The 25,265-nt window shown below is 69.9% G+C and carries 26 protein-coding genes; 14 read left to right on the top strand and 12 right to left on the bottom strand.

What is annotated here, in order from left to right; genetic code table 11:
* Positions 1–26: 26 nt before the first annotated feature.
* Together C7C46_RS09525 and C7C46_RS09520 are read right to left on the bottom strand one after the other, a co-directional pair.
* Complete coding sequence (locus C7C46_RS09525) at positions 27–536, bottom strand: DUF397 domain-containing protein (RefSeq protein ID WP_110667777.1); 510 nt, start codon at positions 534–536, stop codon at positions 27–29.
* Positions 533–1,390 carry a helix-turn-helix domain-containing protein gene (locus tag C7C46_RS09520; protein WP_110667776.1) on the bottom strand — a complete coding sequence of 286 codons (858 nt, stop codon included), beginning with the start codon at positions 1,388–1,390 and terminating at the stop codon, positions 533–535. Before C7C46_RS09520 ends, C7C46_RS09525 begins: the two co-directional genes overlap by 4 nt.
* Positions 1,391–1,825: 435 nt before the next feature.
* Here C7C46_RS09520 and C7C46_RS09515 point away from each other — a divergent pair, with 435 nt between their 5' ends.
* The 9 genes from C7C46_RS09515 (at position 1,826) to C7C46_RS09480 (ending at position 10,064) form a co-directional block, all read left to right on the top strand.
* Positions 1,826–3,046, top strand: a complete 1,221-nt coding sequence (locus C7C46_RS09515) for an SIR2 family NAD-dependent protein deacylase (RefSeq protein WP_110667774.1) — start codon at positions 1,826–1,828, stop codon at positions 3,044–3,046.
* Between the two features lie 82 nt (positions 3,047–3,128).
* Positions 3,129–4,043, top strand: coding sequence for an aminotransferase class IV (locus C7C46_RS09510; RefSeq protein WP_110667772.1), 915 nt, complete (start codon positions 3,129–3,131; stop codon positions 4,041–4,043).
* On the top strand, positions 4,040–4,714 hold the full coding sequence (locus C7C46_RS09505) for an HAD family hydrolase (RefSeq protein ID WP_110667770.1): 675 nt from the start codon (positions 4,040–4,042) through the stop codon (positions 4,712–4,714). The genes C7C46_RS09510 and C7C46_RS09505 overlap by 4 nt, the downstream gene beginning before the upstream one ends.
* Positions 4,715–4,745: 31 nt before the next feature.
* Positions 4,746–5,930 (top strand): glycosyltransferase family 4 protein, encoded by a 1,185-nt coding sequence (locus C7C46_RS09500; RefSeq protein ID WP_110667768.1) that lies wholly within the window; start codon positions 4,746–4,748, stop codon positions 5,928–5,930.
* A complete protein-coding gene (locus C7C46_RS34905; protein ID WP_181442274.1) occupies positions 5,923–7,020 on the top strand; it encodes a glycosyltransferase family protein in 1,098 nt (365 codons plus the stop codon). Before C7C46_RS09500 ends, C7C46_RS34905 begins: the two co-directional genes overlap by 8 nt.
* The gene (locus tag C7C46_RS09495) at positions 7,017–7,817 is read left to right on the top strand and encodes an inositol monophosphatase family protein (protein WP_181442273.1); all 801 of its coding nucleotides are present in this window, start codon (positions 7,017–7,019) and stop codon (positions 7,815–7,817) included. Before C7C46_RS34905 ends, C7C46_RS09495 begins: the two co-directional genes overlap by 4 nt.
* Positions 7,814–8,572, top strand: a complete 759-nt coding sequence (locus tag C7C46_RS09490; RefSeq protein WP_110667763.1) for a class I SAM-dependent methyltransferase — start codon at positions 7,814–7,816, stop codon at positions 8,570–8,572. Before C7C46_RS09495 ends, C7C46_RS09490 begins: the two co-directional genes overlap by 4 nt.
* Positions 8,569–9,513 carry a phosphotransferase family protein gene (locus C7C46_RS09485; protein WP_110667761.1) on the top strand — a complete coding sequence of 315 codons (945 nt, stop codon included), beginning with the start codon at positions 8,569–8,571 and terminating at the stop codon, positions 9,511–9,513. Before C7C46_RS09490 ends, C7C46_RS09485 begins: the two co-directional genes overlap by 4 nt.
* Complete coding sequence (locus C7C46_RS09480; protein ID WP_110667758.1) at positions 9,513–10,064, top strand: NUDIX domain-containing protein; 552 nt, start codon at positions 9,513–9,515, stop codon at positions 10,062–10,064. The genes C7C46_RS09485 and C7C46_RS09480 overlap by 1 nt, the downstream gene beginning before the upstream one ends.
* A 105-nt stretch (positions 10,065–10,169) precedes the next feature.
* On the opposite strand, the gene C7C46_RS09475 is transcribed toward C7C46_RS09480, so the two are convergent.
* The 10 genes from C7C46_RS09475 to C7C46_RS09430 are packed head-to-tail and all read right to left on the bottom strand — an operon-like array spanning position 10,170 to position 20,860.
* Positions 10,170–10,421 carry a hypothetical protein gene (locus C7C46_RS09475; RefSeq protein WP_110667756.1) on the bottom strand — a complete coding sequence of 84 codons (252 nt, stop codon included), beginning with the start codon at positions 10,419–10,421 and terminating at the stop codon, positions 10,170–10,172.
* Positions 10,422–10,432: 11 nt separating this feature from the next.
* Positions 10,433–11,467, bottom strand: a complete 1,035-nt coding sequence (locus tag C7C46_RS09470) for a DnaB-like helicase N-terminal domain-containing protein (RefSeq protein WP_110667754.1) — start codon at positions 11,465–11,467, stop codon at positions 10,433–10,435.
* Entirely contained in the window at positions 11,464–12,291 is an 828-nt protein-coding gene (locus C7C46_RS09465) for a hypothetical protein (protein ID WP_110667752.1), read from the bottom strand. The genes C7C46_RS09470 and C7C46_RS09465 overlap by 4 nt, the downstream gene beginning before the upstream one ends.
* On the bottom strand, positions 12,288–13,073 hold the full coding sequence (locus C7C46_RS09460; protein WP_110667749.1) for a DnaB-like helicase N-terminal domain-containing protein: 786 nt from the start codon (positions 13,071–13,073) through the stop codon (positions 12,288–12,290). The genes C7C46_RS09465 and C7C46_RS09460 overlap by 4 nt, the downstream gene beginning before the upstream one ends.
* A complete protein-coding gene (locus C7C46_RS09455) occupies positions 13,070–14,878 on the bottom strand; it encodes a type IV secretory system conjugative DNA transfer family protein (RefSeq protein WP_110667747.1) in 1,809 nt (602 codons plus the stop codon). Before C7C46_RS09455 ends, C7C46_RS09460 begins: the two co-directional genes overlap by 4 nt.
* Before the next feature lies 1 nt (position 14,879).
* Positions 14,880–16,370 carry a VirB4 family type IV secretion system protein gene (locus C7C46_RS09450; RefSeq protein ID WP_110667745.1) on the bottom strand — a complete coding sequence of 497 codons (1,491 nt, stop codon included), beginning with the start codon at positions 16,368–16,370 and terminating at the stop codon, positions 14,880–14,882.
* The gene (locus tag C7C46_RS09445) at positions 16,370–17,911 is read right to left on the bottom strand and encodes an SCO6880 family protein (protein WP_110667743.1); all 1,542 of its coding nucleotides are present in this window, start codon (positions 17,909–17,911) and stop codon (positions 16,370–16,372) included. The genes C7C46_RS09450 and C7C46_RS09445 overlap by 1 nt, the downstream gene beginning before the upstream one ends.
* Positions 17,908–19,731, bottom strand: coding sequence for a hypothetical protein (locus tag C7C46_RS09440; RefSeq protein ID WP_110667741.1), 1,824 nt, complete (start codon positions 19,729–19,731; stop codon positions 17,908–17,910). The genes C7C46_RS09445 and C7C46_RS09440 overlap by 4 nt, the downstream gene beginning before the upstream one ends.
* A 37-nt stretch (positions 19,732–19,768) precedes the next feature.
* Entirely contained in the window at positions 19,769–20,524 is a 756-nt protein-coding gene (locus tag C7C46_RS09435) for a DUF8175 domain-containg protein (protein WP_110667739.1), read from the bottom strand.
* Between the two features lie 24 nt (positions 20,525–20,548).
* Positions 20,549–20,860, bottom strand: coding sequence for a hypothetical protein (locus tag C7C46_RS09430; protein ID WP_110667737.1), 312 nt, complete (start codon positions 20,858–20,860; stop codon positions 20,549–20,551).
* 314 nt (positions 20,861–21,174) lie between these two features.
* On the opposite strand from C7C46_RS09430, the gene C7C46_RS09425 reads away from it, so the two are divergent.
* The 5 genes from C7C46_RS09425 to C7C46_RS09405 all read left to right on the top strand — a co-directional run bounded on the left by C7C46_RS09425 (position 21,175) and on the right by C7C46_RS09405 (position 25,179).
* Positions 21,175–21,639, top strand: coding sequence for a helix-turn-helix domain-containing protein (locus tag C7C46_RS09425; protein WP_110667735.1), 465 nt, complete (start codon positions 21,175–21,177; stop codon positions 21,637–21,639).
* A 149-nt stretch (positions 21,640–21,788) separates the two neighbouring features.
* The gene (locus C7C46_RS09420; protein ID WP_110667733.1) at positions 21,789–22,328 is read left to right on the top strand and encodes a hypothetical protein; all 540 of its coding nucleotides are present in this window, start codon (positions 21,789–21,791) and stop codon (positions 22,326–22,328) included.
* Entirely contained in the window at positions 22,321–23,535 is a 1,215-nt protein-coding gene (locus C7C46_RS09415; RefSeq protein ID WP_110667731.1) for an MAB_1171c family putative transporter, read from the top strand. Before C7C46_RS09420 ends, C7C46_RS09415 begins: the two co-directional genes overlap by 8 nt.
* Before the next feature lie 234 nt (positions 23,536–23,769).
* Positions 23,770–24,804, top strand: coding sequence for a C40 family peptidase (locus tag C7C46_RS09410; protein ID WP_110667729.1), 1,035 nt, complete (start codon positions 23,770–23,772; stop codon positions 24,802–24,804).
* Between the two features lie 48 nt (positions 24,805–24,852).
* Positions 24,853–25,179: a hypothetical protein gene (locus C7C46_RS09405; RefSeq protein WP_110667727.1), complete on the top strand. Its 327-nt coding sequence runs from the start codon at positions 24,853–24,855 to the stop codon at positions 25,177–25,179.
* Positions 25,180–25,265 lie beyond the last annotated feature (86 nt).

Raw genomic sequence — 25,265 nt, 5'->3', positions numbered from 1 at the left:
CCTCGCCCCCAGCAACTGGCGTCTCATCAGCGGCGAAAGAGTCCAGCTCTGATACCCGTGAAGAAGTCGGCGATCTCGGACTGCGCGAAGATCAGGAATCGCCCGTCCTCGGTGCGCGGGCTGCAAAGCGCCGTGACCCCGCGGGGCAGGAAGGCCACGCCGAGGCTCTCCGTGCCGCCGAACCGCCAGGGAGAGAAGTCGAGTTGAGCCGTCAGCCACTCGGTGGAAAGGGAGTTCTTGCCGATCGCCGTGACCGGGTCTGCGTCGAGGTGAAGGGGCCTGTTCAGGAGGTTCGTGGTGACCGCGTCCGTGAACTGCCCGAACCCTGCATCGGACACGACCAAGGGGGGCAGGTCGGGGTTGACGGAATCGCGCACGGCGGTGATCTCGCGTGGCAGGAGAGCGACTTCGGCGCAGTTCGACCCGCCGGTGCTGGCGGACCGCCACTCAGCCTGGGCAAGCTGTAGGGCCAGCCACACGGGATCGGCGTCGATGCGCCGTACGTTGGGGACAGGGCCGCCGACGTGCAGGGTCATGCGTATTCCTCAGCGAGTTGATCTAGGAAGGTCAGGGAGTCCTCGGCGGAGAGGGCATCGTCCACCATGTGCTCGCTGACGCGCTTGTACTCGGCGACGACGTCGGCCTCGTGGATCTGGAGAGCCGCCCGCCTACCCTCAATGGTGACGCTGCTGCGGCCTGTCGGGAACTCCATCAGCATGAAGGGGCCGTCGATCCCCGCGTGCGCGCCGACTGAGAACGGGATCACCAAGATCGTGATGCCCGGCACGCTCCTCGCCAGCTCTGCGAGGTGTGCGGCCTGTCGGCGCACGCCGGCTCGCCCGCCGATCTCCTGCCGAAGCTGTCCTTCGGTGAGGACGGAGGTGATCGCTGGTGGCGGCTGCCGGGAGAGGACGCGCTCACGCAGGTCGGCACGCACGCCGACAAACCGGTCAACGTCGTCCGGGGTGCTCCACGCCAGGTCCGCCTCGATGATCGCCCGTTCGGTGAGCGGATGCTGGAGCAAGCCGTGGGGCGCGGTCGGGGACCAGAGGAACGCGGATCTGGCAAGTTCGATGTCAGTGGCGTAGCTGCCGAAGGGGTCGTCCGCGTCACCGGGGAAGCGCGCTTCCCAGTCGTCGCTGTTCGCACTGACCACCAGCTCCCGCCAGAACGCCTGAGCGGCAGGCTCGGTGACGCCAAGGACGCTGAGGAAGTGGGGGAGCTGCTGGAGGGTGATCTTCTGGCGCCCAGACTCGATCTTGTGGGCGGTACCCGCTGATCCGTACCCGAGCTGCTTGGCCGACGTCTCCAGGGACCACCCGAGCTCCACGCGGCGGTGGCGCACTTCGGCGCCCAGCCTCCGGCGTCGGGGGTTGGGGTCTCCGGACATCGTCACCTCCCAGGTCAGGTTGATCGTAGTGGCTTGGCCGCGCCGAGCCCATACAACTTGGCTCACAGGAAAAGTTTTCCAATCGCGAACCCTTGCCAGCGCCCTGACGGCAGGTCATCATTCTGCGTGCGGTCAGTGTCCGTTGCGGCACGGACTGCAATGGCCGGTAGTGCGCCTCCTCTTCGGCATGCTCTCATCCTGGTCGCTTGGTCTTGGCAACTCGCCTGCACGGAAGGCTGGTTGACCCTGTTGGTCCAGCGCCAGGAATCCCACTTCATCTTCACGCCGAGGCGCACTGCCAGCTCCTGAGTCTCGTGATCTTGCTGCACCACCCTGCCCGCGCGGTACAGCGCGTGCCTCCCGCAGGTGCGGGGACCTGATCACGAACCGGCTGGGCGCCCTCGCGGCGCGGACATCGACAACAGGGAGAGCACCATGCACTTCCCGTACGAGGCACAGGAACTCTCGCCGACCCTGGCGAAGCGGTGGGAGCAGTACGTCAGCCGGCGCGACCGGCCCCGCGACCTGGAAGAGGGCCTGTGGCGGCGCACCCAGGACCCCCGCAACACGGCGGAATCGGGCTGGACCGGCCCGGAGGACGGCCGCCGCCGCATCCTGCACTACCGCTACCGCTACGACACCAAGAGGACCGGCGGCGGGACGGTGCTCACCGTCCCCGAGCTGTACGTCTTCCACAGCGCCTCGTACCCGGAGGCCGAGCTGGCCCACCACTTCGACCGGGTCCGCAAGGCGCTCGCGGACGGCGGCTGGCAGCCGGGGCAGCGTGGCCTGTGGCGGCGCGGGGACCTGGAGTGCACGGTGATGCCGCACCGCGTGCACCCGCAGGACGAGCTCGCTGCCCGGACGCTCCCGGCCGGGTACGAGAGCCTGGACGTGACGATCACCTCCGCCGGACACATACCCGCGCTGCACGACCAGAACATGCCGTGGAAGGTGATGGCGGCCGGCATGCGGATCAAGGAGGAGCGGGGCAACCCGACGCTGATCCCGGACCTGTCCATGATCGCGGACTTCCTGCCGTTCCAGGTCGAGGTCGGGTGCGGCATGTCGGTGGAGGCGGGAGTGCCGCCGCTGCACCGGCTGCACGAGGTCTACCGGGTCACGGACATGAGCGATCACCGGTTCGTGCTGTCGCCCGGGGAGGACACCTTCCTGCCCGAGATCCTCGGTGCGCCGGAGTCGAAGATGCCGGAGCTGACCGAGATGACCCGGGCGTGCCTCCAGGCGGAGCCGACCATCGGCCACCGGACCCTGCGCGGCCTGGCGGACGCGGGGCACCTCGTGGGGCCCGTGATCACCAACAACTTCGACGGCCTGATGGCCAGGGCCGGTCTGGACGAGCACTACGTCCGCCGCTACCACGAGCAGATCCCGGACGTCCCCTTCCTCCCGGGGGCGAAGTCGCTGCTGGTGATCGGCAGCCACGCCGACCGCCGCCGGGTGCAGGCCCGGGCCCGCGAGCGCGGCATGAAGGTGTTCTTCCTGGACCCCGAGGGCTTCGAGCAGGGCTCGGTGTTCCACCCGTACCTGGTCGAGGGTGCGCGGGACGAGGACTTCATGTGCCGCCGCGAGGCGACCCCCGCACTGCTCGAACTCGCCGCCCACCTGGACGTCAAGGTGCCGCCCGCCGCCTGACCGCGCTCCCTACGCGGTGCCGGGAGGCCGACCAAGCCGGTCGGCCTCCCGGCACCACCCCGACCCGGAAGAGAGAAGGACGATGAACACCAACGTCCCTGAACTGATCTGGCACAACGGGAAGGTGCGGCCGTGGGCGGAAGCCACGGTCCACGTCACCACCGAGACCGCGATGCGGGCGGTGAACGTCTTCGAGGGCCTGCGCGCCTACCGGCAGCCGGACGGCCGCCTCGCCATCGTGCGGCTGACCGCCCACCTGGAGCGCCTGGAGACCTCCGCCGCCCTGATGCACATCCCCCACCCCGGCCTCGCCGCCGAACTGCACGACGGCATCACGCAGTTGCTGGCCGCGCTCGACCCGCAGGGCGACGTGTACGTGCGCCCGTCGGTGTACGTGGACACCGGCCGGTACACCGCGGAGCGCACGGAGATGACCACCGGCACGATCGTCACGTGCTTCCCGGCGCCGGTGCGGCCGATGGAGCCGATGCGGTGCATCGTCAGCAGCCGACGGCGGATCGCGGACGACGCGCTGCCGACCGCCGCGAAGACCGGCGCCGCGTACTCCGGGTTCCGCCTGGCCCGGCTGGAGGCGCTGGAGAAGGGGGCGGACGAGGCGATCCTGCTGAACCAGCACGGGAACGTCGCCGAGACCGGGGGCGCCGCAGTGTTCGCCGTGCGGCACGGCCGGATCACCACGCCACCGCTCACGGACGGCATCCTGGCCAGCATCACCCGCGCCACCGTGCTGGCCCTCGCGGAGCGCCTCGGTATCCCGGCCGCCGAGCAGCCGCTGACCCCCGGCGACCTGCACGGCGCCGACGAGGTCTTCGTCACCGGCACGCTGGACGAAGTCCGCATCGTCGGCCAGGTCAACGGCCACAGCCCCCGCCACGGTGACCACCCGATCGGCAGCGCGCTCCGCGAGGAGTACCTGGCGATGTGCGCCGGCACCCGGCCCGCGCTCGACGCCTCCTTCCTGGCGGTGATCGCGTGAAGCCCCGGAAGGCGGTGCTGTTCGACATCGGGATGACCTTCATCCACCCCAGCGGGGAGGTGATGCGCGAGGAACTCGCTGCCGTCGGCGCACCCGGCATCGGCGCGAAGACCGCGGAGGCCGCGCTGGCCGCCGCCGCCGAGGTCCACCACCTCGACTTCCCACAGGGCCTGACCCGGCCCGAGAAGGTCGGCGCCGTGTGGGGTCAGCTGCTGGGTGTCGGGTCGGAGACCGGCCGCCGTGCCTGGCAGCGCTGCACGGACCGCACCGACCTGTACCGCGACCTCGACCCGGACGCGGTCGCGGTGCTCGGCGAGATCTGTCGGCGGGGCCTGGCGGTGGCCGCAGTCTCCAACTCGGACGGCACCTTGGTGGAGGAGCTGACCCGCTTCGGGCTGATCGAGTTCTTCGACGTGGTCGCGGACTCGACCCTCGCCGGAGTCGAGAAGCCGGAGCCCGGGATCTTCGCCTCCGCCCTCGGCCAGCTCGGCTGTGCGCCCGCGGACGCGCTGTTCGTCGGGGACGGCCTGATCAACGATATCTTCGGCGCGTTTCGCGCCGGCATCACCGACACCGTCCTCTACGACCGCCACCAGGTCTACCGGGAACTGCCGGTGCCCGTGATCACCGCCCTGCCCCAGCTCCTGGACCACCTGCCCGCTACCGCCTGACCGCCTCCGGGACCGGAGAAGGAGGAACAGCATGCACGTCGGACTGGTCAGCACCACCTACCGCCCGCGCCGGGGTGGCATGGAGACCCACGTCACCACCCTCGCCGAACACCTCGCCGCAGCCGGCCACGAGGTGACCGTCCTCACCAACCGAGACTCCCCGGACCAGCCCGCCCAGACCTGGGAGAACGGGGCGCGGGTGCTGCGCGGCGGCGCGCTCCTCCAGCCGCCCGACCCCAACGCGGTGCCGTGGGAGCGCGGCCTGTTCGCCGCCCTGGACGACTTCGCGCCGCTGGCCGACGCCCAGGTGGACGTCGTCCACACCCACACCCAGGCCGCGCTGCTCCTGACGCACATGTCCGGGCTCGCCGAGACGGTGCCCGTCGTCGCCTCGTTCCACGAGACCCGGCCGCAGACGGAGCCCGGCGGCGAGGCCCGCAGCCGCTTCGTCGCGAGGACCTGCACGCCTACGCTGGTCCTCGCGGGCAGCCGCACGTTCGCCCGGCAAGCCGCCGGCTTCGGGTACCCGGCCGAGCGCATCCGCACCGTCCACCTCGGCGTTCCCCACCGGCCGCGCGTCCACGACCGCCGGGCCGCCCGGCACTTCCTCGCGCACGCCGCAGGCGTGCCCACCGACGGCCTGCTGATCGCCCTCACCGGCCGCTACACCCCCCGCAAGGCCCAGCACCGGCTGCTGGACGCCTACAAGCTGATGGCCACCCGCGCCGACTGCCGAGTGGTCCTGCTCGGCTCCACCAACGGCTCAGACAACGCCTACCTCCAGTACTTGGTTGAGCGGGCCGCCGGGCACGGTGACCAGGTCACGCTCCTGACCGACCAGGACGATGCGGTGCGCGACCTGCTCGCCGAGGCCGCCGACCTGGTTACCCAGCCCAGCACCGCCGAAGGGCTGGGACTGGCCGTCATCGAGTTCATGCAGCACGGCGCCCCGGCGGTTGTCAGCGACATCGACGGCCTCAATGAGGTGGTCACTCAGGACAGTGGCCGACTCGTCGACACCGCCGACCCCGCCGCCTACGCCGCCGCGCTGGACGAACTCGCCGCCTCTGCCACCCTGCGGGCCCACGCTGGCCGGGCCGCCGCCGACCGCGCCACCCGGTACTTCGGCATCGCCCGCAGCATCGCCAACACCACCTCCGCCTACATCGAGGCGATCAACGCCGCCCGCCCCGCCGTCGGAGCGGCCCGTGTCTGAGCAGCTGCCCACCCTCGGCATCTGGGGCCCCGGCGAACGCGACAAGAGCGGCGTCGCCGCGTACATCACCCAATCCCTGCCCCACCTCGCCCGGCACTTCACCACCCGCCGGATCGCCGGGCCCGGCTACGATCCGAGCGGCTTCGACCACGTCCTCTACCACCTGGGCAACAACACCCTCCACCACGGCGCCTTCCGCGCCCTCGCCGCCCGGCCCGGCACGGTCCTCCTCCACGAGTACAACAACCTGGACTACTACTACGAGGCGTGGGACCAACTGCCCACCGCCGAGCAGCAGGCCGTCCTGACCCGGATCTCCGCCGCGGTCGGCACCCGCCTGGACACCCGGGCCGCCATGGAGCGGTACTTCGCCGACCACCCGCACATCGACCGCTACAGCCTCAACGCCGACATCGAGGACCTGGCGATCGAAGCGGCCACCCGCGTCCTGGTCCACTCCCCACTGCTGGCCGAGCACCTCGCCGACCGCCACCCCGCAGCCGACATCCGCCACCTGCCCTTCCCCGTCGAACCGCTCACCCCCGTGGCCGGCACCCGCGCCCGCCACGGCCTCCCCGAGCAAGCGTTCATCTTCGCCACCTTCGGCTTCCTCGGCGCCTACAAGCGCATCCCCACCCTGCTCGACGCCTGGCGGAACTGGCCCGACCGACCCGACGACGCCCTGCTCCTGCTCGCCGGTGAGGCCCGCGACGGCCTCACCGTCCCGGCCGACCCCACCATCCGCCACACCGGCTACCTCCCCGACGCCGAGTTCGACGCCCTGCTACTCGCCGCGGACTGCGGCATCCAGCTGCGCGGCCCCTGGCTGGGCGAGACCTCCGGCCCGGCCAGCGCGCTGATCGCGCACCGGCGCCCGACCATCCTCAGCGACATCCCCGGCATGCACCCGCGCCGCCCCGAGGAGATCCACCTGACCGTCGGCCAGGGCGAGCGCGAGAGCGCCGAGCTGATCGACGCGATGCGCACCCAGTACCACCGGCCGCGCACCCCACCCGCCTACGACCCCGCGTTCTCCTGGAAGGGGTGGGGCGAGCACATCGCCACAGCGCTGACGGGAGCGGCGGCGTGACGCCCCTGACCCAGCCCGCGTACTGGTCACGCAGCCTGGTCGCCGCCGTGGACCAGGCCGCCGCCCGCCTCCTGAGCACCTGGCCGGGCGCCAGCATGGCCGGCCCGGAGGACGTGCGCCGCAAGGCGGACGGCACGCTCGTCTCCGCCGCCGACACCGACGCCGAACAGCTCCTCGTCAAGTCGATCACCCACCTCGACCCCACCGGAGTGATCGTCACCGAGGAAGACCCCGCCACCCACCAGGCCAACACGAACCACCGCGTGCTGACCTGGTACATCGACCCCCTCGACGGAACCCGCCAGTACCTCGACGGCTCCACCGACTTCGCCGTCCTCGTCAGCGCCTGGCGCGGCCAGGTACCCGAATTCTCCGTCGCCTCCTTCCCCGCCGCAGGCGTCCTCGCCATCGCCGACCAAGACCAGGCGACGTTCCGGCCCACCCCTCAACCGCCCGACCAGCGACCCGTCCACGCCTGCTACTTCGAACCGGCCGCACTGCGGGGGCAGCTGCCCGCCGGGAACCCGCTGCTGGTCGACGCCTTCGAGTCCACCCGGGCACTCACCGAAGTGGCCCGGGGCACCGCCGCCGGAGCCGTCGCTGAGATGTGCGGCCACCGGGCCTGGGACATCGCCGCCCTGTGCCATCTCCTGACCGCCACCGGCCGCCACATCACCGACGAGCACGGCCGCCCGGTCCGCCTCGACGGCCCCGACGTCACCGCCCGCTACCTCGTCGCCGCCGACACCCGCGACCTGCACTCCCTCCTGCTGACCACCCTGGAGCCCACGCCGTGAACGACACCGCCCTCGTGACCGCCCCCGACGACTGGGCCGACGCCTTCTTCGACCCCGGCTTCGAGGAGACCTTCCGCGCCCTCGGCAAGTACGACAGCACCGAAGCCGACCTCGACGCCCTCTGCGCGAAGGACTTCATGACCCCCGGCACCCGGGTCCTCGACGTCCCCTGCGGCTTCGGCCGGCACACCGGCCCCCTCACCGCCCGCGGACTCCACGTCACCGGCATCGACGCCTCGCCCCACCAGATCGCCCGCGCCCGCGCCCTCCACCCCGGCGCCGACTTCCACCAGGCCGACATGCGCAACCCGCCGCCCGGGGAGTTCGACGTCATCCTCAACCTGTGGACCAGCTTCGGCTACCTCGACACCCCCGAAGACGACCTCGCCGCCCTCACCGCCTGGGCAGGCGTCCTCAAGCCCGGCGGCCACCTCGTCATGGAACTGACCACCCGCGAGCGCGCCGAACACGAGAACCGGCACGGCACGGAACCCATCAGCACCAAAACCGTTACGTACAACGGGGTCACCGAGAGCGCCTGGTACGACTGGGAGGCCAAGCACGCCCACGTCACCTACACCCGGCCCGGCTGGTCCGCGACCTGCCGCACCCGCATGTACTCCCGACCCGAACTCGAAGACGCCCTGCACCAGGCCGGATTCGCCGTCGTCTCCTTCGCCGGGGACTTCACCGGCGGCCCCGTCCGCCCTGAGAACCGCACCGTCGTCACCGCCATCACCCGGAGCACGCCGTGATCACCCGCCGAGACGCCAGCAGCATCACCGCCGACGCCGAACACCAGCTCCTCGTCGCCCACGGACTCACCCCCGCCGACCTGATCGCCGCCGGCACCGAGGCCCGCGTCTACGCCCTCGGCCACGACCAGGTCCTCAAGGTCTACGCCGACCCCGACCAGCGCCAGGCACTGGAGACCATCGCCGACCTCTACCGGCGCTTCGCCCGCAACACCGTCCCCTTCGCCCTGCCCGAGATCCAGAACATCGAGCAGCACGGCCCCCTGCTGGCCGTCACCGAGACCCGCCTGCCCGGCACCCCGATGGGCGACGCCCTCGACCTCACCGACCCGGCCACCGAACACGCCTACCTGACCGCTGTCCGCGACTTCACCGGCCTGCGCCTGACCACCCCGCTCGACCGGCGGATGCTACTCGACCCCGACCCGGCCCACCAGGGCGAAGACTGGCACGCCTTCCTGCGCCGCCTCCTCGCACAGAAGCTCCCCAAGGTGCTGACCCACCTGCGGCTCGACGTCCCCGCCGTCGACCACATCACCGACCGCCTCACCGCGCGACTCGCCCGCCCCTACAACGGGCCCGAAGGCGTCATCCACGGCGACCTCTACCCGGACAACATCCTCGTCGCCGACGGCAAGGTCTCCGGCATCATCGACTTCGGCACCTTCACGCTGCTCGGAGACCCGCTCTACGACCTCGCCGGCGCCTGCGCCTACTACCGGATGTACGACGAAGACCGCGTCGACGTCCGCAACCGCCTTCTCGCCGCCGCCGCCGAGGACCTCCCCGCCGACCGGCGCGACGACCTCGCCGACTACCTGCACACGATCGCCCTGCTGAGCTGCGACCTCTACCCCGAGCAGGACAAGGACATCCGCGACACCGGCCACTACCAGTGGGCCGCCGACGTCCTCAACACCCCGATCAGCTGGAGGGACTGATGGAGAGCTTCCTGCCCGAACCCGACCCGGAGCGCGGCAACTGGCTCCCGCCCGAAGAGTTCATCGCCACCCTTCCCCGGGCGACCGCGTACGCCTCCCTCTACATCACTGACGAGCAGGGCCAGCCGGTCCTGCTCAACTCCTCGGTTTACAAACCCGACAAGGGACAGATCTGGCAGTACCCGGGCGGCCAGATGGACCCCGGCGAGACCCCGCGCGGAACCGCGGTGCGCGAGACCGAGCAGGAGACGGGCCTCACACTGGCGTGCGGTCGGCTGCTCGCTGTCCACTTCCTCCCACCCGAGCCGACCTGGCCGGCGAACAAGTTCGGGCTGATCTTCGATGGCGGCGCTCTCCGCCCCGAGCAGCTCGCGTCCATCCGGCTCGACCCCGACGAGCACAGCGAGTGGGACGCCCGCCCGGTCGAGCAGTGGGCCACTGTCCTCAACCCCCGCAGCATGGACCGGCTCCGCGAGGTTGCTCGCGCGGCACAGACCGGCTCAACGGCCTACATCGAGCACGCCGGGAGCGACTTCATCGACTACATCTGACGAGTGAAGTTCCACCGGGCTGCTGGCAACGGGAAGCACACGTCGCGCCCGGCGACCAGTGCTCGTGTGACGCGCTGTTCGCCGGGCTGATGACTGCGGCTCTGATCAGCCGGTGTTGCGCCGCACGGCTAGGTCAGCGAGACGCATGTTCTCCGCCATGAGGTCCAGCCCATCAGCGACGTCGGCTCGGGTGACCTCCCACCAGCCGGCCCGGTCGAACATCCACCAGCTCCCCCGGAGCCGAACAAAGTCGCGGATCGTCTCGCTGAGGTACTCCGCGGTGCCATCGCCAAGTGCGGCGTCCATCGCCACGTGGCTGAGGTCGGCCAGCAGGCCCGGCTTCTTAGCGTTGATCATGGCAGACCCCCTCACGGCCGGATGTTCGGCTGGATGGTGGGAGTCTGCTGAACTGGCGGCGGTTGCAGGAGCGGTGCCGGCTCCACTCGCGGGGCCACCGCCGTCGCCCTGACGTCCAAGCTTGCTTTGGGTTCCACCCCGGGCATGCGGGTGGTGGCGTCGATGTTGCCGAAGTCGGTGGCAAGCTTCGCCCGAATGTCCTCAGCCATGATCTCGCCCGAGAGTTCGACTGCGGCACCAACGACAACAGCCGTGGTGGCGAGGCGGGTGAGGTAGTCGGGGCGCTCCTCAACGCTCACCTCCACCTTGACCTCGTATGTCTGCGGGTCCTGCCGGTAGACCTCCCACTCGACGGTCAGCTGATCGACAGGCTCTCCCCGCTCGGCGACGACCACGATGGCCTCGTAGACCTCGCGGCGCGGACCCTCCTCGAACACCTCCGGGTACAGCCAGCCGCTGACCTCCCGGACCTGCTCGGGATGCTGCAGAAGATCCGCGAGCACGGTGTCCTGACGCTCAAGGCGAACCTCGACCCGGACGTCTTGCTCCCCGGCCAGCTGCGGCCGGGGCTCGTACGACGCGGGGGCCGGCTCGTTGAGCATGGCCACCGGAACCGCCTGCTCGGTGCGCCGCATCGCCTGGGTGAGCCGGTCGAGCACCGGGTCCGGACCGCGCAGGCTCGAACTGGTCGTCCGGAGTCGGTCAACGTGGAGTGCGAGGTCTCGGCGGACAGCGGCTTCCTGAACCATGCGGGCGTAGCTGGCAATGTTGCGAGGCTGCGGCGCGGCGTCGGCGAGCCGACGCAGGTAGTCAGCGTTGACTCCGCTGATAGCTGTGCGCTGCTCGATCAGCTCGGGCAGCCGGGCGGCCGACATCGTCGGGTCGCTGGTACGCGACTCGATCAACGCGGTCAGAACGGCACGGTGGGTGGGGTGGGCCAGGCGGTCCGGGGTGAGGTAAGCGATGTCGTCAAGGCGCTGGCGGTCGCGCAGTGCTGAACCGATGACGGCCTGCTCGGCGCGGAGCACGAGATCGGGGTGGGTCATCGGGTTGTCCTCGTTCCGGTGGTCGCTTCCCTGTAGCGGCGGGCAGCATCATCGGCGGCGGCCATCCGGGCAGCCGCGTCTTCGAGCCGCTCCAGCAGCTCCTCGTTGACGATGCGCAGCCAGTCACCGCCGATCTCGACGGCCCACCAGGCGTCGGCGAACCTCACGTACTCGGGGATGCCGGGGCTGATCGGCGTTGCGAGGCCGCGGGCGCGCGCGTCGTCCATCTGGGCTGCGGTGAGGCGGTCCGGGCTGCCAGCTTCGGCGGTGTTTGCGTGGGCGGCCAGCAGTCGGCCGGGAATCCCGGCCCAGGGGTCGGCGTCGGTCCAGCGTTGCTGAAGCTCCGGGGACTCAGCGGCCCGGAACTCGGGGCCGCGGTGCCCGGTGCGGCAGGCCGTGGCGTAGACGGTGGACGCGTTGGCGACCACCGTGCGCAGTTCGGCATGCCAGTAGCGGGCGGCCTGACCGACCTGCTGCTCAGGGGCGGCCCCGTAGATCTCTTCCCGCCAGACCTTGAGCGCCCACAGTTCCTCGATCAGCCCGGGGTGCTCCGCCCAGCACTGCGGCAACCTCGACTCGACGGCCAGCTCGTAGCGGTCGTGGAGCCAGGTCACCCAGTCACAGAGGCCGCCCCAAGCTGCGATGCGCTCGGGGCCGGTCATGGTGTGCCACTCGACCAGCCGGGTGCGAGGGTTCGCCTCGGCCGCGGCAGAGTCGGTGCTGGTGGTCGGCGCACTGTCAGCGCGGCGCCCGCGGAGACGGCGAATCCGGGCGTGCGGGCGGTGCTTGACTCTGCCGATGGGCGTGATCGCGGTCTCGGTCATGTCTGGTCCTGGAGCTGGGCGGGCAGGGTGCGGGGGGCATGGAAGAGGGTGTCCGGGCATCTCGCAGGCTGGTGCGCCGTGTTCGTATGGCCGGCGGACGAGGCCGCGTTCCAGTCGGCCATCACGAGGTGCACGGCGGCGTCGAGTGCCTCGATCGACGTGCTCGGGGTGACTTTGAGCCGACGCAGGTAGGCGGCAGTGTCCATCGTGTCGGCGGCCAGCCGCGCAAGGTGGGGGGACAGCTCGTCGGTGCTCCGGCGGACGCGGTCCACGATCGTCGTGGGGGTCACCGGTTCGGCGTCTGCGTGCAGTGCCAGCATCGCCTCGTAGATGCCGTAGCGGGCATGGGTGGTGAACGTGTCATCGGGCACCCACCCGCCGAGATCGGTCAGTTCGCGCGGGCGTTGAACGAGGTAGGCCAGCACCAGGTCCTCGTGGTCGGCCCGCGAGGGCCGCCAGGTGCTCACGGGGAGGAATCGGCCCTCGGTGAGGGCGCGGTGGTCGGCCCAGTCGTCCGTCGGCCACAGCGCGGGGACGGTTTCCTGGTAGCCGGGGCTGAACACGACGACCACCGGGGCGCCGGTGTGGTCCTCGCCGGCGTGGTAGAGCGCGCCGTCGATCCCGCGCACCGGCCCGCTCCACCGCAGGGTGCAGTCGATCGGTGGCTCGGGGCGGCGGAGCAGGCCCTGGTGGTGGCGCCGGTCGAAGCGGGATTCCCAGCGCCGGTCGGCGTCGGAGCGCGGCTCGATGTGACGCCCGCTCCATGCGGGTCGCGGGGTCACGCGGCGACCTCGTGGGGGTCGAGTTCGCCAGCGCGGTAGCGCCGCGACCACTCGATGCTCTCCTCGTACGCCTTGCGGTCGGGTCCTTCGTAGTGACGCAGCATGCGGACCTTGGTGATGGGGGTGGTGGCGTGAATGACCAGGGCCTCGCGCCGCTCCTCGTCCAGGGTGCGGATCTCGTCCGGGGTGACGGTCTTACGGTCCTGGAGGGTGGTCTGCATGGTGGTTCCGTGGCTGCCGCTCTGGTAGGTCGTCAGGGACTCGCGGTAGATCCCGGCGAGCTTGGAGAACTCTTCGAGCTCGTCGCCGCCCAGACCGCCGAGGGCGATCTTGACGGTGGAGCTGCCCCAGAGCATCTCCGCCCCGTCGCGTCCCCAGGTCTTGCGGGCCTGCGCCATGTTCTGGAGGACGGCGACAACGTAGATGCCCGAACCGCCCGCGAAGCTCATCAGATCGGGGAGGTTGGGCAGCGGCGACATGTTGGCGACCTCGTCCAGCAGCGCTCCCAGCGGCGGGTCGAGTCGGCCTCCGGGTGAGCGGTCGGCGAGGCGCTTGGCGGTGCCGAAGACCTCGGAGACGAAGGCGGAGATCAGCGGGGCGAGTGCGGTGGCCTCTTCCTTGTCCACCAGCAGGTAGATGGTGCCGTTGCTGCGCAGCCAGTCCTCGATGTCGATGCCGTTGCCGGCGTTGGGGACGAAGGTCGCGCGGGCCAGCGGCGAGAACAGCGGGGTGAGGGCTGTCTGGACGGTCGCGAACAGGTTCGCTCGGGTGTCGCCGGGGTTTCGGTAGAGGCTATCGAGCATCTCGGCGACACCTGGCTCTGCGTGGCGAGACTCGGCGAGCAGCTTGATCGGCTCCTCCACGTGGGCGTTGAAGCCCCAGCGCAGGACATCCGCCATGCTGCGGCCGGTGATCGCTGCGGCATGCAGCCAGCCGGCCAACAAGCTTGTCGCGGTGGCACCGAAGAAACCGGCGCCGCTTGAGTCGGTGGTCTCGCTCTTGCCGATCTTGACCATGAGGTCGGCCCGCTGCATGGCCTTGCCGAAGTTCTCGCAGCCGCTGGTAGGTGACCACTGCACCTGGTCCGGCCAATCGACCATGCCGGTCGGCGCCATCGTGAGCGTCGGGCCGAGTCCGCGTCGGATCAGCGCGGTCGCGTCGAGCACGTCGCCGCGGACGCTGGTGACCAGCATCGGGCCGTGCCAGGCCCGAATCCAGGGGATGATCACCTGGCTCGTCTTTCCCTGTCGCGGGGCGGCCAGCATCAGCACGGAGTTCTCGACGCAGACCCACAGCAGCATTCCGGCCATGGTTCGGCCGAGCTGCACCGCGACGTCGTCGGCGGTGAACCGGCGGCCCTTGAGGGAGGGCCGGACGATGGTCCCGCGCTTCACGACGGCCGCGGTGGAAAGGGTCTTCGACAGCTGCGTGGCGGACGCGAAGCCGCGCACCGACCGGCTGCGGTTCAGACGGCGAAGGGCGAAGGCGCCCGCCGTGGCCATCGCGGAGGCGACGATGACGCTGGCGACGGCGAAGCCGACCGGACCAGGCAGGTCACGGCGGACCGGCTCGGGCCAGGCCGACCTCGGATCGTCCAGGTGGTGAGGGAGCTGCTTGGCGACGGCGAAGGCGTCGCCGAACGGGACGGCGGGCCAGGCTGCGTGGGTGATCAGCCCGGCGACCTGGCCGGTAGCCCAGGTCCCCGCGGTGACCGTGACCGCTACGATGATCAGCAGGACGATCAGGTAGTCCGACGGGCCGTCCAGCACCGGCCGCCGGGCGACGGTGGAGTTCGAGGCGGCCATCTCACACAGCCATCCGCTCGTTGGTGTAGTACAGCTGGCGCTCGGCCGGGCTCAGAATGGTCTGGACCACATGGCTGGAGTTCCTGCCGATCTTCCAGATCGCGCGGCCGATCTGTTCGCCTGACCAGCTGGCGATGTGTGCGCACTCCGTGTCAGTGAGGCCGATCGCGTCGCGCGTCATCGCGAGGGGCGCGGTGTCCTGGCGCAGGCAGATCCGCACGTCGCAGGATGCGATCAGGTTCTTGGCGATGCTGACTTCCTCTGAACCCTGGGCGCCGACAGCCTCAAAGTCCGCCAGGCGGTGGGTACTTAGGACCTGGATCGTGCCCTGAGCACGGGAGAGTCGCAGGTCTGAGTCCAGCTTGCGGATCATCGCCGGGACGCGCATCGCGCGCCACAGCTCGTCGCGGACGACCAGGCGCACGGGGCCGCCGGGCTCGTCAATCGCGGCCTGGCCCCAACTCGACACGCACGCAAGGGTCATGGCCACGGTCTCGTCGCCGCGGCCGTCGATCCGGGACAGGTCAACGGTCTGGATCGGCGCGTCGAAGTCGGGTCGGACGGTGGTCGGCCCGTCGAACAGGCCGGAGAGGCTGCCACGGACCATGTTGCCGAGCGCGTCGGCGGCCGGACGGATCATCTCCCGCAGTTCGGTCACGTCGGCGTCGCGGACTCGCAGGTCCTCGGCCATCTCGGGCAGCGGGTCGCGCAGAAGGGCCCAGACCTGCGGGATCGTCGGGTCTACGAGGTGGCTGGCGCCGGTGGCCTGGCCGGAGGCGTGCTGGATGGCGAGGGAGAGAGCAGCTTCCTCGGTAGGCGTCAGGTTGCGGCCGAGCCGCATGACCAGCAGGGAGGAGAGCAGGGTGATCCGGCGGCGGTGGACTTCGTCCAGGCGCTCCCGCAGTTCCTCCGGGTCGGTGGGCAGGTTGCTGCCGAGCGGCCCAGCGTCCAGCGGGTTGAGCCTGTTCCTGAGCCCGGGTCCGAGTTCGACCGGCTCCACGCCGAATGCCCTGGCCAGCGGCGCGTACTCGTTCTTGATGTCGCCCAGAACGAAGGTGCGCACGCCGTAGGCGGCGAGCCGGGTCGCGAGAACCTTGACCGTGGCTGACTTGCCAGTGCCGGGCACGCCGGTCACCAGCAGGTTCGGGTTGGTGATCAGTCCGCGGTGCAGCCACTCGATCGGATGGCAGGAGAAGGCGCCGCCAGCGAGGCAGTCCACGCCGATGTAGGCGCCGGCCGGGGGCATAGAGGCCCCGTACAGCCATGGGTACAGGCCCTGGACCTGACCGGTGCTGCCCCTGAACACCGGGGCGGCTGGCATCCTGGGCGCGCGACCGGCGTACGGGCGGGCATAGCCGCGCCGGGGCGCGACCGGTTCCCGGCGCTGCTTCGGCTTCTTCCCCGCCGCAGACTTGAGTACGACCGGGGCGGGTCGGCCGAGCACTTCGGTCAGGTCGAGAACGGGGAGGTCGGCGGTACGTCGGCGGAACATCACGCCACCCGCTTCTTGGGCAGACCCATGCCGACCGGCAGCGCTCCGAGAGCGAAGCCCACGTCTTGGGCCATCCACATGCGCTGGAGTTCGATCCGGCCCTGGTTGGCGTCGGCCTCCAGCGCGGCGCAGGCGTCTTCGAGGTCGGCGGGATTGGTGACGGTGACGGTGCAGTAGGCGGTGTAGCGGACCAGGCCGTGGCCGGCGGCCCGTTCAGCGTCCTGGGCCTCGGCACGGCGGAGGGCCTGCTTCTCGTGCTCCGGGATGATCTGGCCGGTCTTGTGCCGCATGCTGACTGCGACCTCGCGGGCGGTGCGTTCCTGCATCACTTCGCGCTCTGCAGCGCGGGGGCCGCGGGGCTCGATGTGCAGGTTGAACGCTCGGCGGTACTGACCTTCGCCCAACAGTGGGGCCAGTGCGGTCGAGTAGACCTTGTTCTTGGGCCAGTTGAGGACGGCGTAGGTGACCGACACGGCGCCGTCGTGCTCATACCGGCCGCGCCAGCTCTCGGCGGCGGACGGGCCTGCCGCTGCCGGGTCCACCCCTGCTTCGAAGGGGACCTCGTGCCCGCGGAACGCGGCTGCCGTGGCCGCTGCCCGTCGCTCTGCGAGCATCCGGCTGGAGTCCGGGTCGAAGGCGGTCCGCAGGACCTCGGCCAGCTCGCGCGGGTTGAGCCAGCTCTCGACTTGGAGGTCCGCGGAGGCGATCGAGGAGGTCAGGGCCCGCAGGTGGCGAACCAGGACGGCGGCAGCTCCGGCGTTGCCGCCACCGGCTGCCTTGATGGGGCCGGCGGCGCGGGTGGCGTCCATCGTGAACGCGAGGTACGCCTCCCGCTGGCTGGTGGCCAGGGTTGCGGTGGACAGCAGCGACTTGGTGATATCCACCGCGATGGTGGGAGCGTCGGTGGCGACGTGGTCGGTGTGCCAGCGCTGGAGCGCGGCGCCGGACTCCGGGACCAGGCGCTGGAGCGCCTGAATCCGGATGATCAGATTGCCCTCCGTGCACTGGCTGTTGAGCAGCTCGCCCCAGCTGGCCACTCGCTGCTCGCGGCGCTGGGAATCGACCAGGCCGATGCCGGGGAAGCGAACCCGGGCGACCGCCGTGAACGTGCGGTCGAGCTGGTGGTGGATCACTGCGATCGGGTCGCCGCTGCCGCCGTCCGCTTCGAGGATTGTCAGCGGGGCAAGGATGCCGGGCAGGTCCATCTTCGGCTCGCCCGTCCCGGCCTTGCGTGGTGCGAAGGCGCCGGAGAGAAAACGATTCTGCCCTCGGAAGCGAAGGATTTCGAAGGACACGAAGGCGACCGCCCATTCGTCAACTGTGCGGCCGGCGATCCGGACGAACGCGAGTAGAAAGAGGAGAAGGGAGAGGGGCCAAGTCACGATGCCGGCCCGCACGTACGAGATGGCGAACGGCCAGATCGTCGCGAGGACGGCGCCGCCGACCATGGCGGCTCGCTGGACGCTGAGTCCGAAGAGGAAGGCGACCTTCTCCTGCTGCCACCCGAAGTACGTGCGGGTGGGGACCGTCTCGGTGGTCATGACTTGTCGCCTCCTTCGGGCTGGTCAGGGTTGGTGACGGCAGACGGCGCGGCGGGGCGCTCGACGGGGGCAGCCTCGGGTCGGGGCGCACTGGGGCGCTCCGACGGGGCCGGTGCGGGTGCGGGTGCGGGTGCCGCATGGTCCTGGATCGCGGCGGGCCGCGCGCTGGGTGCTGGCCGAGTGGCGTTCAGCGGGGCTGCACCAGAGGTCGGCCCGGTCCTGGGAGCCTGGGCCGGTGCGGGTGCCGCCGTGCCGGACGCGGTCGGCGCGATGCCGGGGCTGCCGGGCTGGGGTGCCCTGAGCGGGGGGCCCGGTACGGTCGCGCTCTGCGGTGCGGGACCTGCCGGGGGCGCGGCGCTGGCGGCTGCGGCACCGGCGGGCGGGCCTGCGGACACCGGGGGCATCTCGATCGTGGGCGGGTCGCTGCGCGGAGCACTGGTGACCGGCAGATCCGGGGTGGTGTCCTGGAGTGCCTGCTGGTGGTCCGTCTGTTGCCCGGCCGGCTCCACCGGTTCGGCCTGCGACTCCTGCTGGCCGGACCAGTCCGGCTTGGGCTGGTCCGGAAGGAATCCGCTGGTTGGCAGCGGCGAGCCCGCGTGGCGGTTGACGTACCCGGCCGGCTGCGCCGCGTACGGGTTCGCGCCTTGCGCACCCGCGTGTCCGGCCATCTTCTCCATGCCGCCCGCCAACGAATTGACGGCCTGCTGGGCGAGCTTCACACCGGCAGCAGCGGCCATGCCGATCGGACCGGCAGCAGCAGCAGCGCCTCCGGCCGCCGCCCCCGCACCGCCGGCACCTCCAGCCGCCGCCCCCGCACCGCCGGAAGCTGCTCCGCCCTTGCTGGCGAAGCTGCTCATCGTGCGACTGGCGCTCTCCTGGCCGAACGTATCCGGAGAGGGACCGGACGCCGGACCACCGCCCGCGCTGAGACGACCACCGGCGAAGCCGAGCAGCCCGGCCAGACCGGCACCCCCGCCGACCTGCACGCTGGCGAAGGTGAAGAACCTGGCGATGGACGGCCAGGCCAGAGCTGCGAGCAGCAGCACGAGCATGCCGGAGAGCGTGCTGGACAGGTCCTGCGAGTCGCCTGCCAAGCCGAAGCCGAGCGCGAACACCAAGGCCACGATGGGCTTGAGGATAATCAGCTGGACGGTGGAGCTGACCAGCTTGGTCCACCAGGACTTCGTGGACTTCGAGACTTGGCCGGCTGCTGAGATCGGCGAGGTGGCGATCAGGACGGCGATGGCGGCGTTGCGCATCAACATCTCGAACCACAGGACGATGGTGAGCAGGATGCCGAGGATCGCGAAGATCAGTAGGAGCGATGCGCTGTTGCCGGGGCTCCATGCGATCAGCTTGGAGATCTTGTCGCTGAACGCCTGCTGGCTGTCGAAGGTGCTCTCGACGATGAACTTGGTGACTTCGTCGCTTGCGAGAAGTGCTGTGGAGGCGACGGTGAGGGTGAGCATGAACGCGAGGGCGGCCTTGCCGACGCCAACGAAGGCGGTGGCCAGGGCGGAGCCGTCATGCGTGATGGCGGTCCGGATCACCTGACCGATGAGGAGCAGCGCCGCGATGAGGCTCGCGAGGCCGAGGGATATCGCGTAGACGCTGCGGATGCCGTGGCCCGAGAGGTCGATGGGCGGGATCTTCACGAAGGCGTTCGCGAACGCCTTGAGGACTTCGGTGCACGCGTCAGCGAAGGACTTGCAGATGGAGTTCCACGCTGAGGACGCAAGGCTGCTCGCTGCGTCTCCAGCGACTGTGTTGAGGACGGGGCCGAGGGCGCAGCTGACCGGGTCGCTCAGACCGCAAGGCATGTCGTCTCCCGGCTGCTGGTGCTTGTGTGGGCCGGGGTCATCGCTTCAACTCCTGCCAGCCCTTCGCCGATGCCTGGACGGACCCTGGCTCGGCGACGAGGCTGCTGTAGTCGGTGGTGTCGGTGCCGGACGGGGCCGGGATTTTCCAGTCGCCAGAGGCCGCCCAGTGCAGGTCGAGCGGGTAGACGCCCATGCGCGTCTGCGGCCCCTGGGCGGGCGAACTGGTGGTGTAGGTGGCCAGCAGCAGCACCTGGACGTTGTCGGCGGAGACCGAGCGCAGCTGGTACTCGACGGGCGCGAGGATCACCGCTGCACCTGCCGGGGCGGGGCCATCCGTCGTCACGCCGAGGGCCTTGCGAGCGCTAGTGGGTCCGGCGGCCAACTGCTGTGGAGCATCGGACCACGAGGGATCGGCGACCAGTCGGCCGACGGTGGCGGCTCGGTCGGGGTCGAGCGTGGAACCGATCTGGCGCCAGTACTCGACGGCGGCGGAGACCGCGCCGATCATGGAGTGGGGGTATCCGACGGAGACGCCGTTGATCAGCTTGTCGCCCTGGACGAGTTGGAGTGGGCCGGTGTTGCCAGGTGCGGGCGACCCGCTCGGACCGACTCCGGTCACCGAGCCGGGCGGTGGGATGGCGGCTGGCGGCGTGTAGATCTTGGGCCCACGTGGCGCACCGCCGGACTCGATCGCCACGCCGACGGCGACGAAGGCCAGGAGGCCGACGACCGCGAGAAGGAGGAGCGGGAGGAGCCTGCGACGCGGGCGGCGGTCGAGAAACTGGTTGCTCATGGGGTGCTCGCAGGATCGTTTCTGCTATGCCGCTGCGCCGAAGACGGTGTTGACCACCGGGATCGCGCAGGCAGTGACGATGACGCCGCCCAGGGACCAGACCAGAGCCCGCTTGCCCTTCTCCGCGCTGTCCGGCCGGTTGCTGAGGTGACCGACGCCCATGAGGCCACCGGAGACGACGGCGGCCACGGCGCACGCGATCAGCGCCCCCCACTTCGCGTACGAAAGCAGCAGGTTCGCGCCCTTCGAGCCGTTGGTCGGGTCAGCCGGTGCGGGATTCTGGATATCAGCGAGCAAGGTGTGCGCCGACTGGGCAAGGTGCAGGTAGGTGGACAATCCGGGCTCCTAGTGCGGGCGCGCCGTCGCTCGGCGGGGCCGGCTCGGCTGCGGGAAGTCGCCTCCGCAGTAGCGGACGGGCGGACGGTGAGGGATCGCCCGCTTGCTTCGAGGTACGCGCACTGAACGGCTGCGATTTACTCTGGCTAACGAGGTGATGAGTAAAGATAGGCAGGAGTGAATGCACCTCGTCAACCAGAATCACTGTGATCAGCCTCACGCCGACACTCTCCGTTTACACTGGCTAATAAGTGTCACTGTGCGCGACCATGAGGGGTCGTCACATGCGTCCACAGAGGGGGTCCACCGGCACCATGACCGACGAAGGAACGCCGACACAGGAGCAGCCGAGCACGATCGCCGCCCGGCTCGACCACCTGTTCAAGGTCGTCCACCCTGCCGGCCGAGGCCCGTACAGCAACGCCGAGGTCGCAGAGCGGATCAACGCCGATGCCGGCGAGCAGGTGCTGTCGGCCACCTACCTGTGGCAACTGAAGACCGGCAAGCGCACCGATCCGACGCACAGCAGGCTCACTGCCATCGCCAAGTTCTTCGGCGTCTCGCCGATGTACTTCTACGAGGACGAGGCAGCCGAGCGGGCCAACGAGCAGCTGAGGGTCCTCTCAGCACTGCGCGATGAGGGGGTGCGGCAGCTGGTCCTGCGCGCGGACGGCCTCTCAGCGCGTGGCCTGGCTGGCATCGCGCAGATGATCGAGGCGGCGCGAGCTGTCGAGGGGCTCCCCGACGGCGACGATGAATCCGAGACGCCCGGCGAGTGACAACCACCACGTCCACAGAACCGTCACAATTCGATACCGTCGGCCAACCCTTCGCAATCGTTCGCATACGCTGATTGACGGCCGGGCGAGATGCCGGGTGCTGTGCCATTGCAGCGACCTGGAGCCCCGGGTGTATCAGGAGGGCTTGTATGCGCGAGTTGAGGCGGTTGCGCGCGTCCTGCTACGAGCGGGTGCGAGGGGTTCCGGTTCCCCAGCCCTTTGATCTGCCGCAGTTTCTGGCGTCGGTCGGCGAACACCGCGGCCGACGTATCAAGCTCATCCTCGTGCCTGGGCTGGCAGCGGGCGACGGCTTCGCCAGCGGATGGTGGACCAAGCTGGACAACGAGGACCAGATCTACGTCGAGCAGGACACCTCACCGCTCCACCGCGATGCCATCGCGCTTCACGAGGTCGGTCACATGCTCTGCGACCACTACCCCGACGAAGTCCTCGACACCACGGCACTGCGCCAGGCTCTCCCGGATCTGGAGCCAGCGGCCCTGGCGCACATGTTCGCGACTCGGCACAGCTACTCAAAGATCGAGGAGCGCGAAGCCGAGATGGTTGCTTCGCTCCTGATCGAGCGAGCCGGTCTTGGGCACGCCCGCGTGGATGGCAGGCCCTTCAAGCTCATCGACCGCCTGGGCGAGGCGCTCGGCCATCCTCTCCGGGACGAACGCTGTGGTTGAGCAGGTCGCCATTGCCCTCCTCTGGCTGGTGGTGATCTGGCGACTGCCGTGCGCTCGGCGCTCGCCGATCAAGCGCTCACTCTGGTGGGCGCTGCTCTGGCTCGGCCTGGCACTGACCACCCACCTGCCGCCCGCAATCGCAGCCACCGACAGGTTCGCCGGCATCGCCAACTTGTCGGGCTTGATCTTCTACAGCCTCGGGATCTGTTCCGGTGCGGCCTTGCTGGACTGGGTGGCTGCCGTGAGCCCGCCAGCGACCGCAGGCGGCATGCTCCGCTTTCGCCGGCCGTTCGCGGCTGCCGCGATCGGACTGCTTGCTGTGCTGTTCATCGCCGCCCCGTGTCCGGAGGCCCGCGAGTTCGTCGTGGCCGCCGAGGGCGACAAGGCCGCGATCATCGCGGTAGGGACCTTCGAGGTCTACTTCGGGTACGCCATGATCGCCGCGAGCCGCATGCTGTGGGCCGCAGTCGGCAAGGCCACCTCCCGGTGCCTGAACGTGGGCGTCTGGCTGATGATGGCTGGCACCCTGGCCGGCTCGCTCTTCGCGGTGGGGCGGTGCGCGCTCTTCGTGGCCTGGATGGTCGGGCTTCGAGTCCCCGGCGGCAACAACCTCGCGCTCTTCGTCACACGAGCGCCCCTGATCCTCGCGGTCCTGCTGATGGTGCTCGGCATTTCGGTACCGACGGTGGAAGCCGGACGACACAACCTGAGCAAGATCCGGAACCTGCTCGCTCTGCGGCCCCTGTGGCGCGAGCTGACCACGGCGGTTCCCGGCGTCGTCCTCGGCGCACCCCCGACTCTGCTCGATGACCTCACGGGGGTCCGGTATCTCAGCATCCGCCTCTTGCGACGGACGATCGAAATCAGAGACGCGGCACTGCTGCTTCGCCAGTACGTCAGCTGCGAGGACTGGCGAGAGATCAGGTCGAGCCTGTCAGCGGCCGGCCTGCGCGGAGGCGACCTGGAGGCTGCGGCGCAGGCCGTTTGGATCGGGTTCGGGTTGCGGGCACGGGAACGCGGCACCACCCCGCAGTGCGGCCCCGCCGACCTACCTGCTCACGGAGCTGCCGAACTCGCGGACGAGGCACGGTGGCTTCGACAAGTTGCCGCTGCCCGAAAGTCCGCAGCGGTTCGCAATGCCTTGGCAGCCCTCGAACAACGCCAGGGGCAGACCCCGCTCCTCTCAACCAGCTCAGTGCGCCACTGAACGGCGTTCACCGCAGCAGCCCAGCCTCGGCAACCCGCTGACCGGTCGCGGTTCGCCTGACCTTCACTTCAGTTGTCGTGTATCAGGAATCACAGTGATTCCAGTTGACCCATCTGATTGACATGAGCCTATTGTTGGCCAGCTAAGGATTAGCTGTAGTAAATCTGATGGGCCAGGCAGCCTGCTTCTCGCATCGAGCAGCTGCTTCTTGGGCCTGGTTCGTAGGGGTGGCTCATGAAGAAACTCGTCCAGGCTTGCACTGCTGGCGTGGCTGTCCCGTTCGGCCTCGTGATCTGCATCGCCCTGACGGCCGGCGGCGCTTCCGCCGTGACCCCCGCTCTCAACGTGGGGGGAACAGGCTGCGTGACACCGGTAGCACCGGGAACGATTACTGCGGACGGGCAGTCGCTGACCAGCGAGCAGATCAACAACGCCGCGATCATCTACCAGGTCTCCGGCGGCTTGGGGTTGCCCCCGCAGGCGGCGGTGATCGCCATCGCCACCGCCATGCAGGAGAGCAGCTTGATCAACAGGCCAGACGGCGACTTGGATTCCGTCGGCCTCTTCCAGCAGCGCCCGTCGCAGGGCTGGGGCTCGCCTGCCCAGCTCGTCGATCCGGTCTACGCGTCGAAAGCGTTCTACGCCGCCTTGGCGAAGGTCCCCGGCTGGGAAGCTCTCTCTGTTGCACAGGCCGCCCAGCGCGTTCAGGGAAGCGCCTACCCGGACGCATACGCGAAGTGGGAGGACCTGGCGAAAAGGCTGGTCGGAACCGTAAGCGGTGGCGCCGCGAACTGTGCCGGTACCAACGGGGACGGCGACGGCCAGACGATCACCAACCCCGTCGCCCTCCCAGCTGGATTCTCACTCCCAGCCGGGACTCCAGTGCAGGTGGTCACGGCAATCCAGTTCGGCATCAGCAAGCTGGGCATGCCCTACCAGTGGGGTGGCACCGGAGATCCAAGCTACGACTGCTCCGGCCTGATGATGCGGGCCTACGAAGCAGCCGGGCTCACGATCCACCGCACCACGTACGAGCAGGTGTACGACGGAACGCCCATATACTCCGCCAGCCAGCTGAAGCCTGGGGACCTGATCTTCCTGGCCGGCTCCGACGGCACGCCCACCAACCCCGGCCACGTCGGCATGTACCTGGGCTCGAACCTCGTCCTTGATGCGCCGCGGACAGGCAAAAATATCCAGATCACCAGTTTCACTGGCGGATACTGGGACAACGAAGCCGTGGCCTTCCGCCGGATCGTCCCGTCCTGACGTAGTTATCCCCCCAGCTGATCGCCGAAGAGCCGAGATCGAAGACCAATGCAGAAGCACGACCAGTCCGAGACGGTGCGCTCCGCCGCAGGGTTCGCGGGCGGGGCCGCAGCACTCGTCCTGCTGGCCGCAGCCACCGGCTCACACTGGCTGGTAATGCCGGCCATCGGGATGCTCGTCAGCTCCACGGCGCTCGCCTACCGGGCCGACCGGAGTGCCACCTGGGTCGCGTGGGTAGCGGGTGCCACCATCAGCGCGCTCGTGGCATGGACCCTGCCCGAGTACCGCACCATCAGCCTGCCGCTCAGCGGCGTCCAAGCGGTGATTGCGATCGTGCTTCTGCTGCTGTGGCCTCGCATCCGCAACGCTCGTTGAGGCAGCGTCAGCCGATCGGGCGGCTGGCCGAAGCGCCAGCCGCCCGATCGGCTGCTTGCCCGAACCACAGAAGGCCGGGGGCCTCA

It is taken from the genome of Streptomyces tateyamensis, from assembly GCF_003205575.1.
Lineage (GTDB): Bacteria > Actinomycetota > Actinomycetes > Streptomycetales > Streptomycetaceae > Kitasatospora > Kitasatospora tateyamensis.
Note: the sequence above shows the minus strand (reverse complement) of the source record. Positions and strands in the feature narration are given on the sequence as shown.

Coding starts and splice junctions, on each gene's coding strand:
- C7C46_RS09525 (WP_110667777.1), bottom strand. CDS start 536: ATGACCCTGCACGTCGGCGGCCCTGTCCCCAACGTACGGCGCATCGAC.
- C7C46_RS09520 (WP_110667776.1), bottom strand. CDS start 1,390: ATGTCCGGAGACCCCAACCCCCGACGCCGGAGGCTGGGCGCCGAAGTG.
- C7C46_RS09515 (WP_110667774.1), top strand. CDS start 1,826: ATGCACTTCCCGTACGAGGCACAGGAACTCTCGCCGACCCTGGCGAAG.
- C7C46_RS09510 (WP_110667772.1), top strand. CDS start 3,129: ATGAACACCAACGTCCCTGAACTGATCTGGCACAACGGGAAGGTGCGG.
- C7C46_RS09500 (WP_110667768.1), top strand. CDS start 4,746: ATGCACGTCGGACTGGTCAGCACCACCTACCGCCCGCGCCGGGGTGGC.
- C7C46_RS09480 (WP_110667758.1), top strand. CDS start 9,513: ATGGAGAGCTTCCTGCCCGAACCCGACCCGGAGCGCGGCAACTGGCTC.
- C7C46_RS09475 (WP_110667756.1), bottom strand. CDS start 10,421: ATGATCAACGCTAAGAAGCCGGGCCTGCTGGCCGACCTCAGCCACGTG.
- C7C46_RS09470 (WP_110667754.1), bottom strand. CDS start 11,467: ATGACCCACCCCGATCTCGTGCTCCGCGCCGAGCAGGCCGTCATCGGT.
- C7C46_RS09465 (WP_110667752.1), bottom strand. CDS start 12,291: ATGACCGAGACCGCGATCACGCCCATCGGCAGAGTCAAGCACCGCCCG.
- C7C46_RS09455 (WP_110667747.1), bottom strand. CDS start 14,878: ATGGCCGCCTCGAACTCCACCGTCGCCCGGCGGCCGGTGCTGGACGGC.
- C7C46_RS09450 (WP_110667745.1), bottom strand. CDS start 16,370: ATGTTCCGCCGACGTACCGCCGACCTCCCCGTTCTCGACCTGACCGAA.
- C7C46_RS09445 (WP_110667743.1), bottom strand. CDS start 17,911: ATGACCACCGAGACGGTCCCCACCCGCACGTACTTCGGGTGGCAGCAG.
- C7C46_RS09440 (WP_110667741.1), bottom strand. CDS start 19,731: ATGCCTTGCGGTCTGAGCGACCCGGTCAGCTGCGCCCTCGGCCCCGTC.
- C7C46_RS09435 (WP_110667739.1), bottom strand. CDS start 20,524: ATGAGCAACCAGTTTCTCGACCGCCGCCCGCGTCGCAGGCTCCTCCCG.
- C7C46_RS09425 (WP_110667735.1), top strand. CDS start 21,175: ATGACCGACGAAGGAACGCCGACACAGGAGCAGCCGAGCACGATCGCC.
- C7C46_RS09420 (WP_110667733.1), top strand. CDS start 21,789: ATGCGCGAGTTGAGGCGGTTGCGCGCGTCCTGCTACGAGCGGGTGCGA.
- C7C46_RS09410 (WP_110667729.1), top strand. CDS start 23,770: ATGAAGAAACTCGTCCAGGCTTGCACTGCTGGCGTGGCTGTCCCGTTC.
- C7C46_RS09405 (WP_110667727.1), top strand. CDS start 24,853: ATGCAGAAGCACGACCAGTCCGAGACGGTGCGCTCCGCCGCAGGGTTC.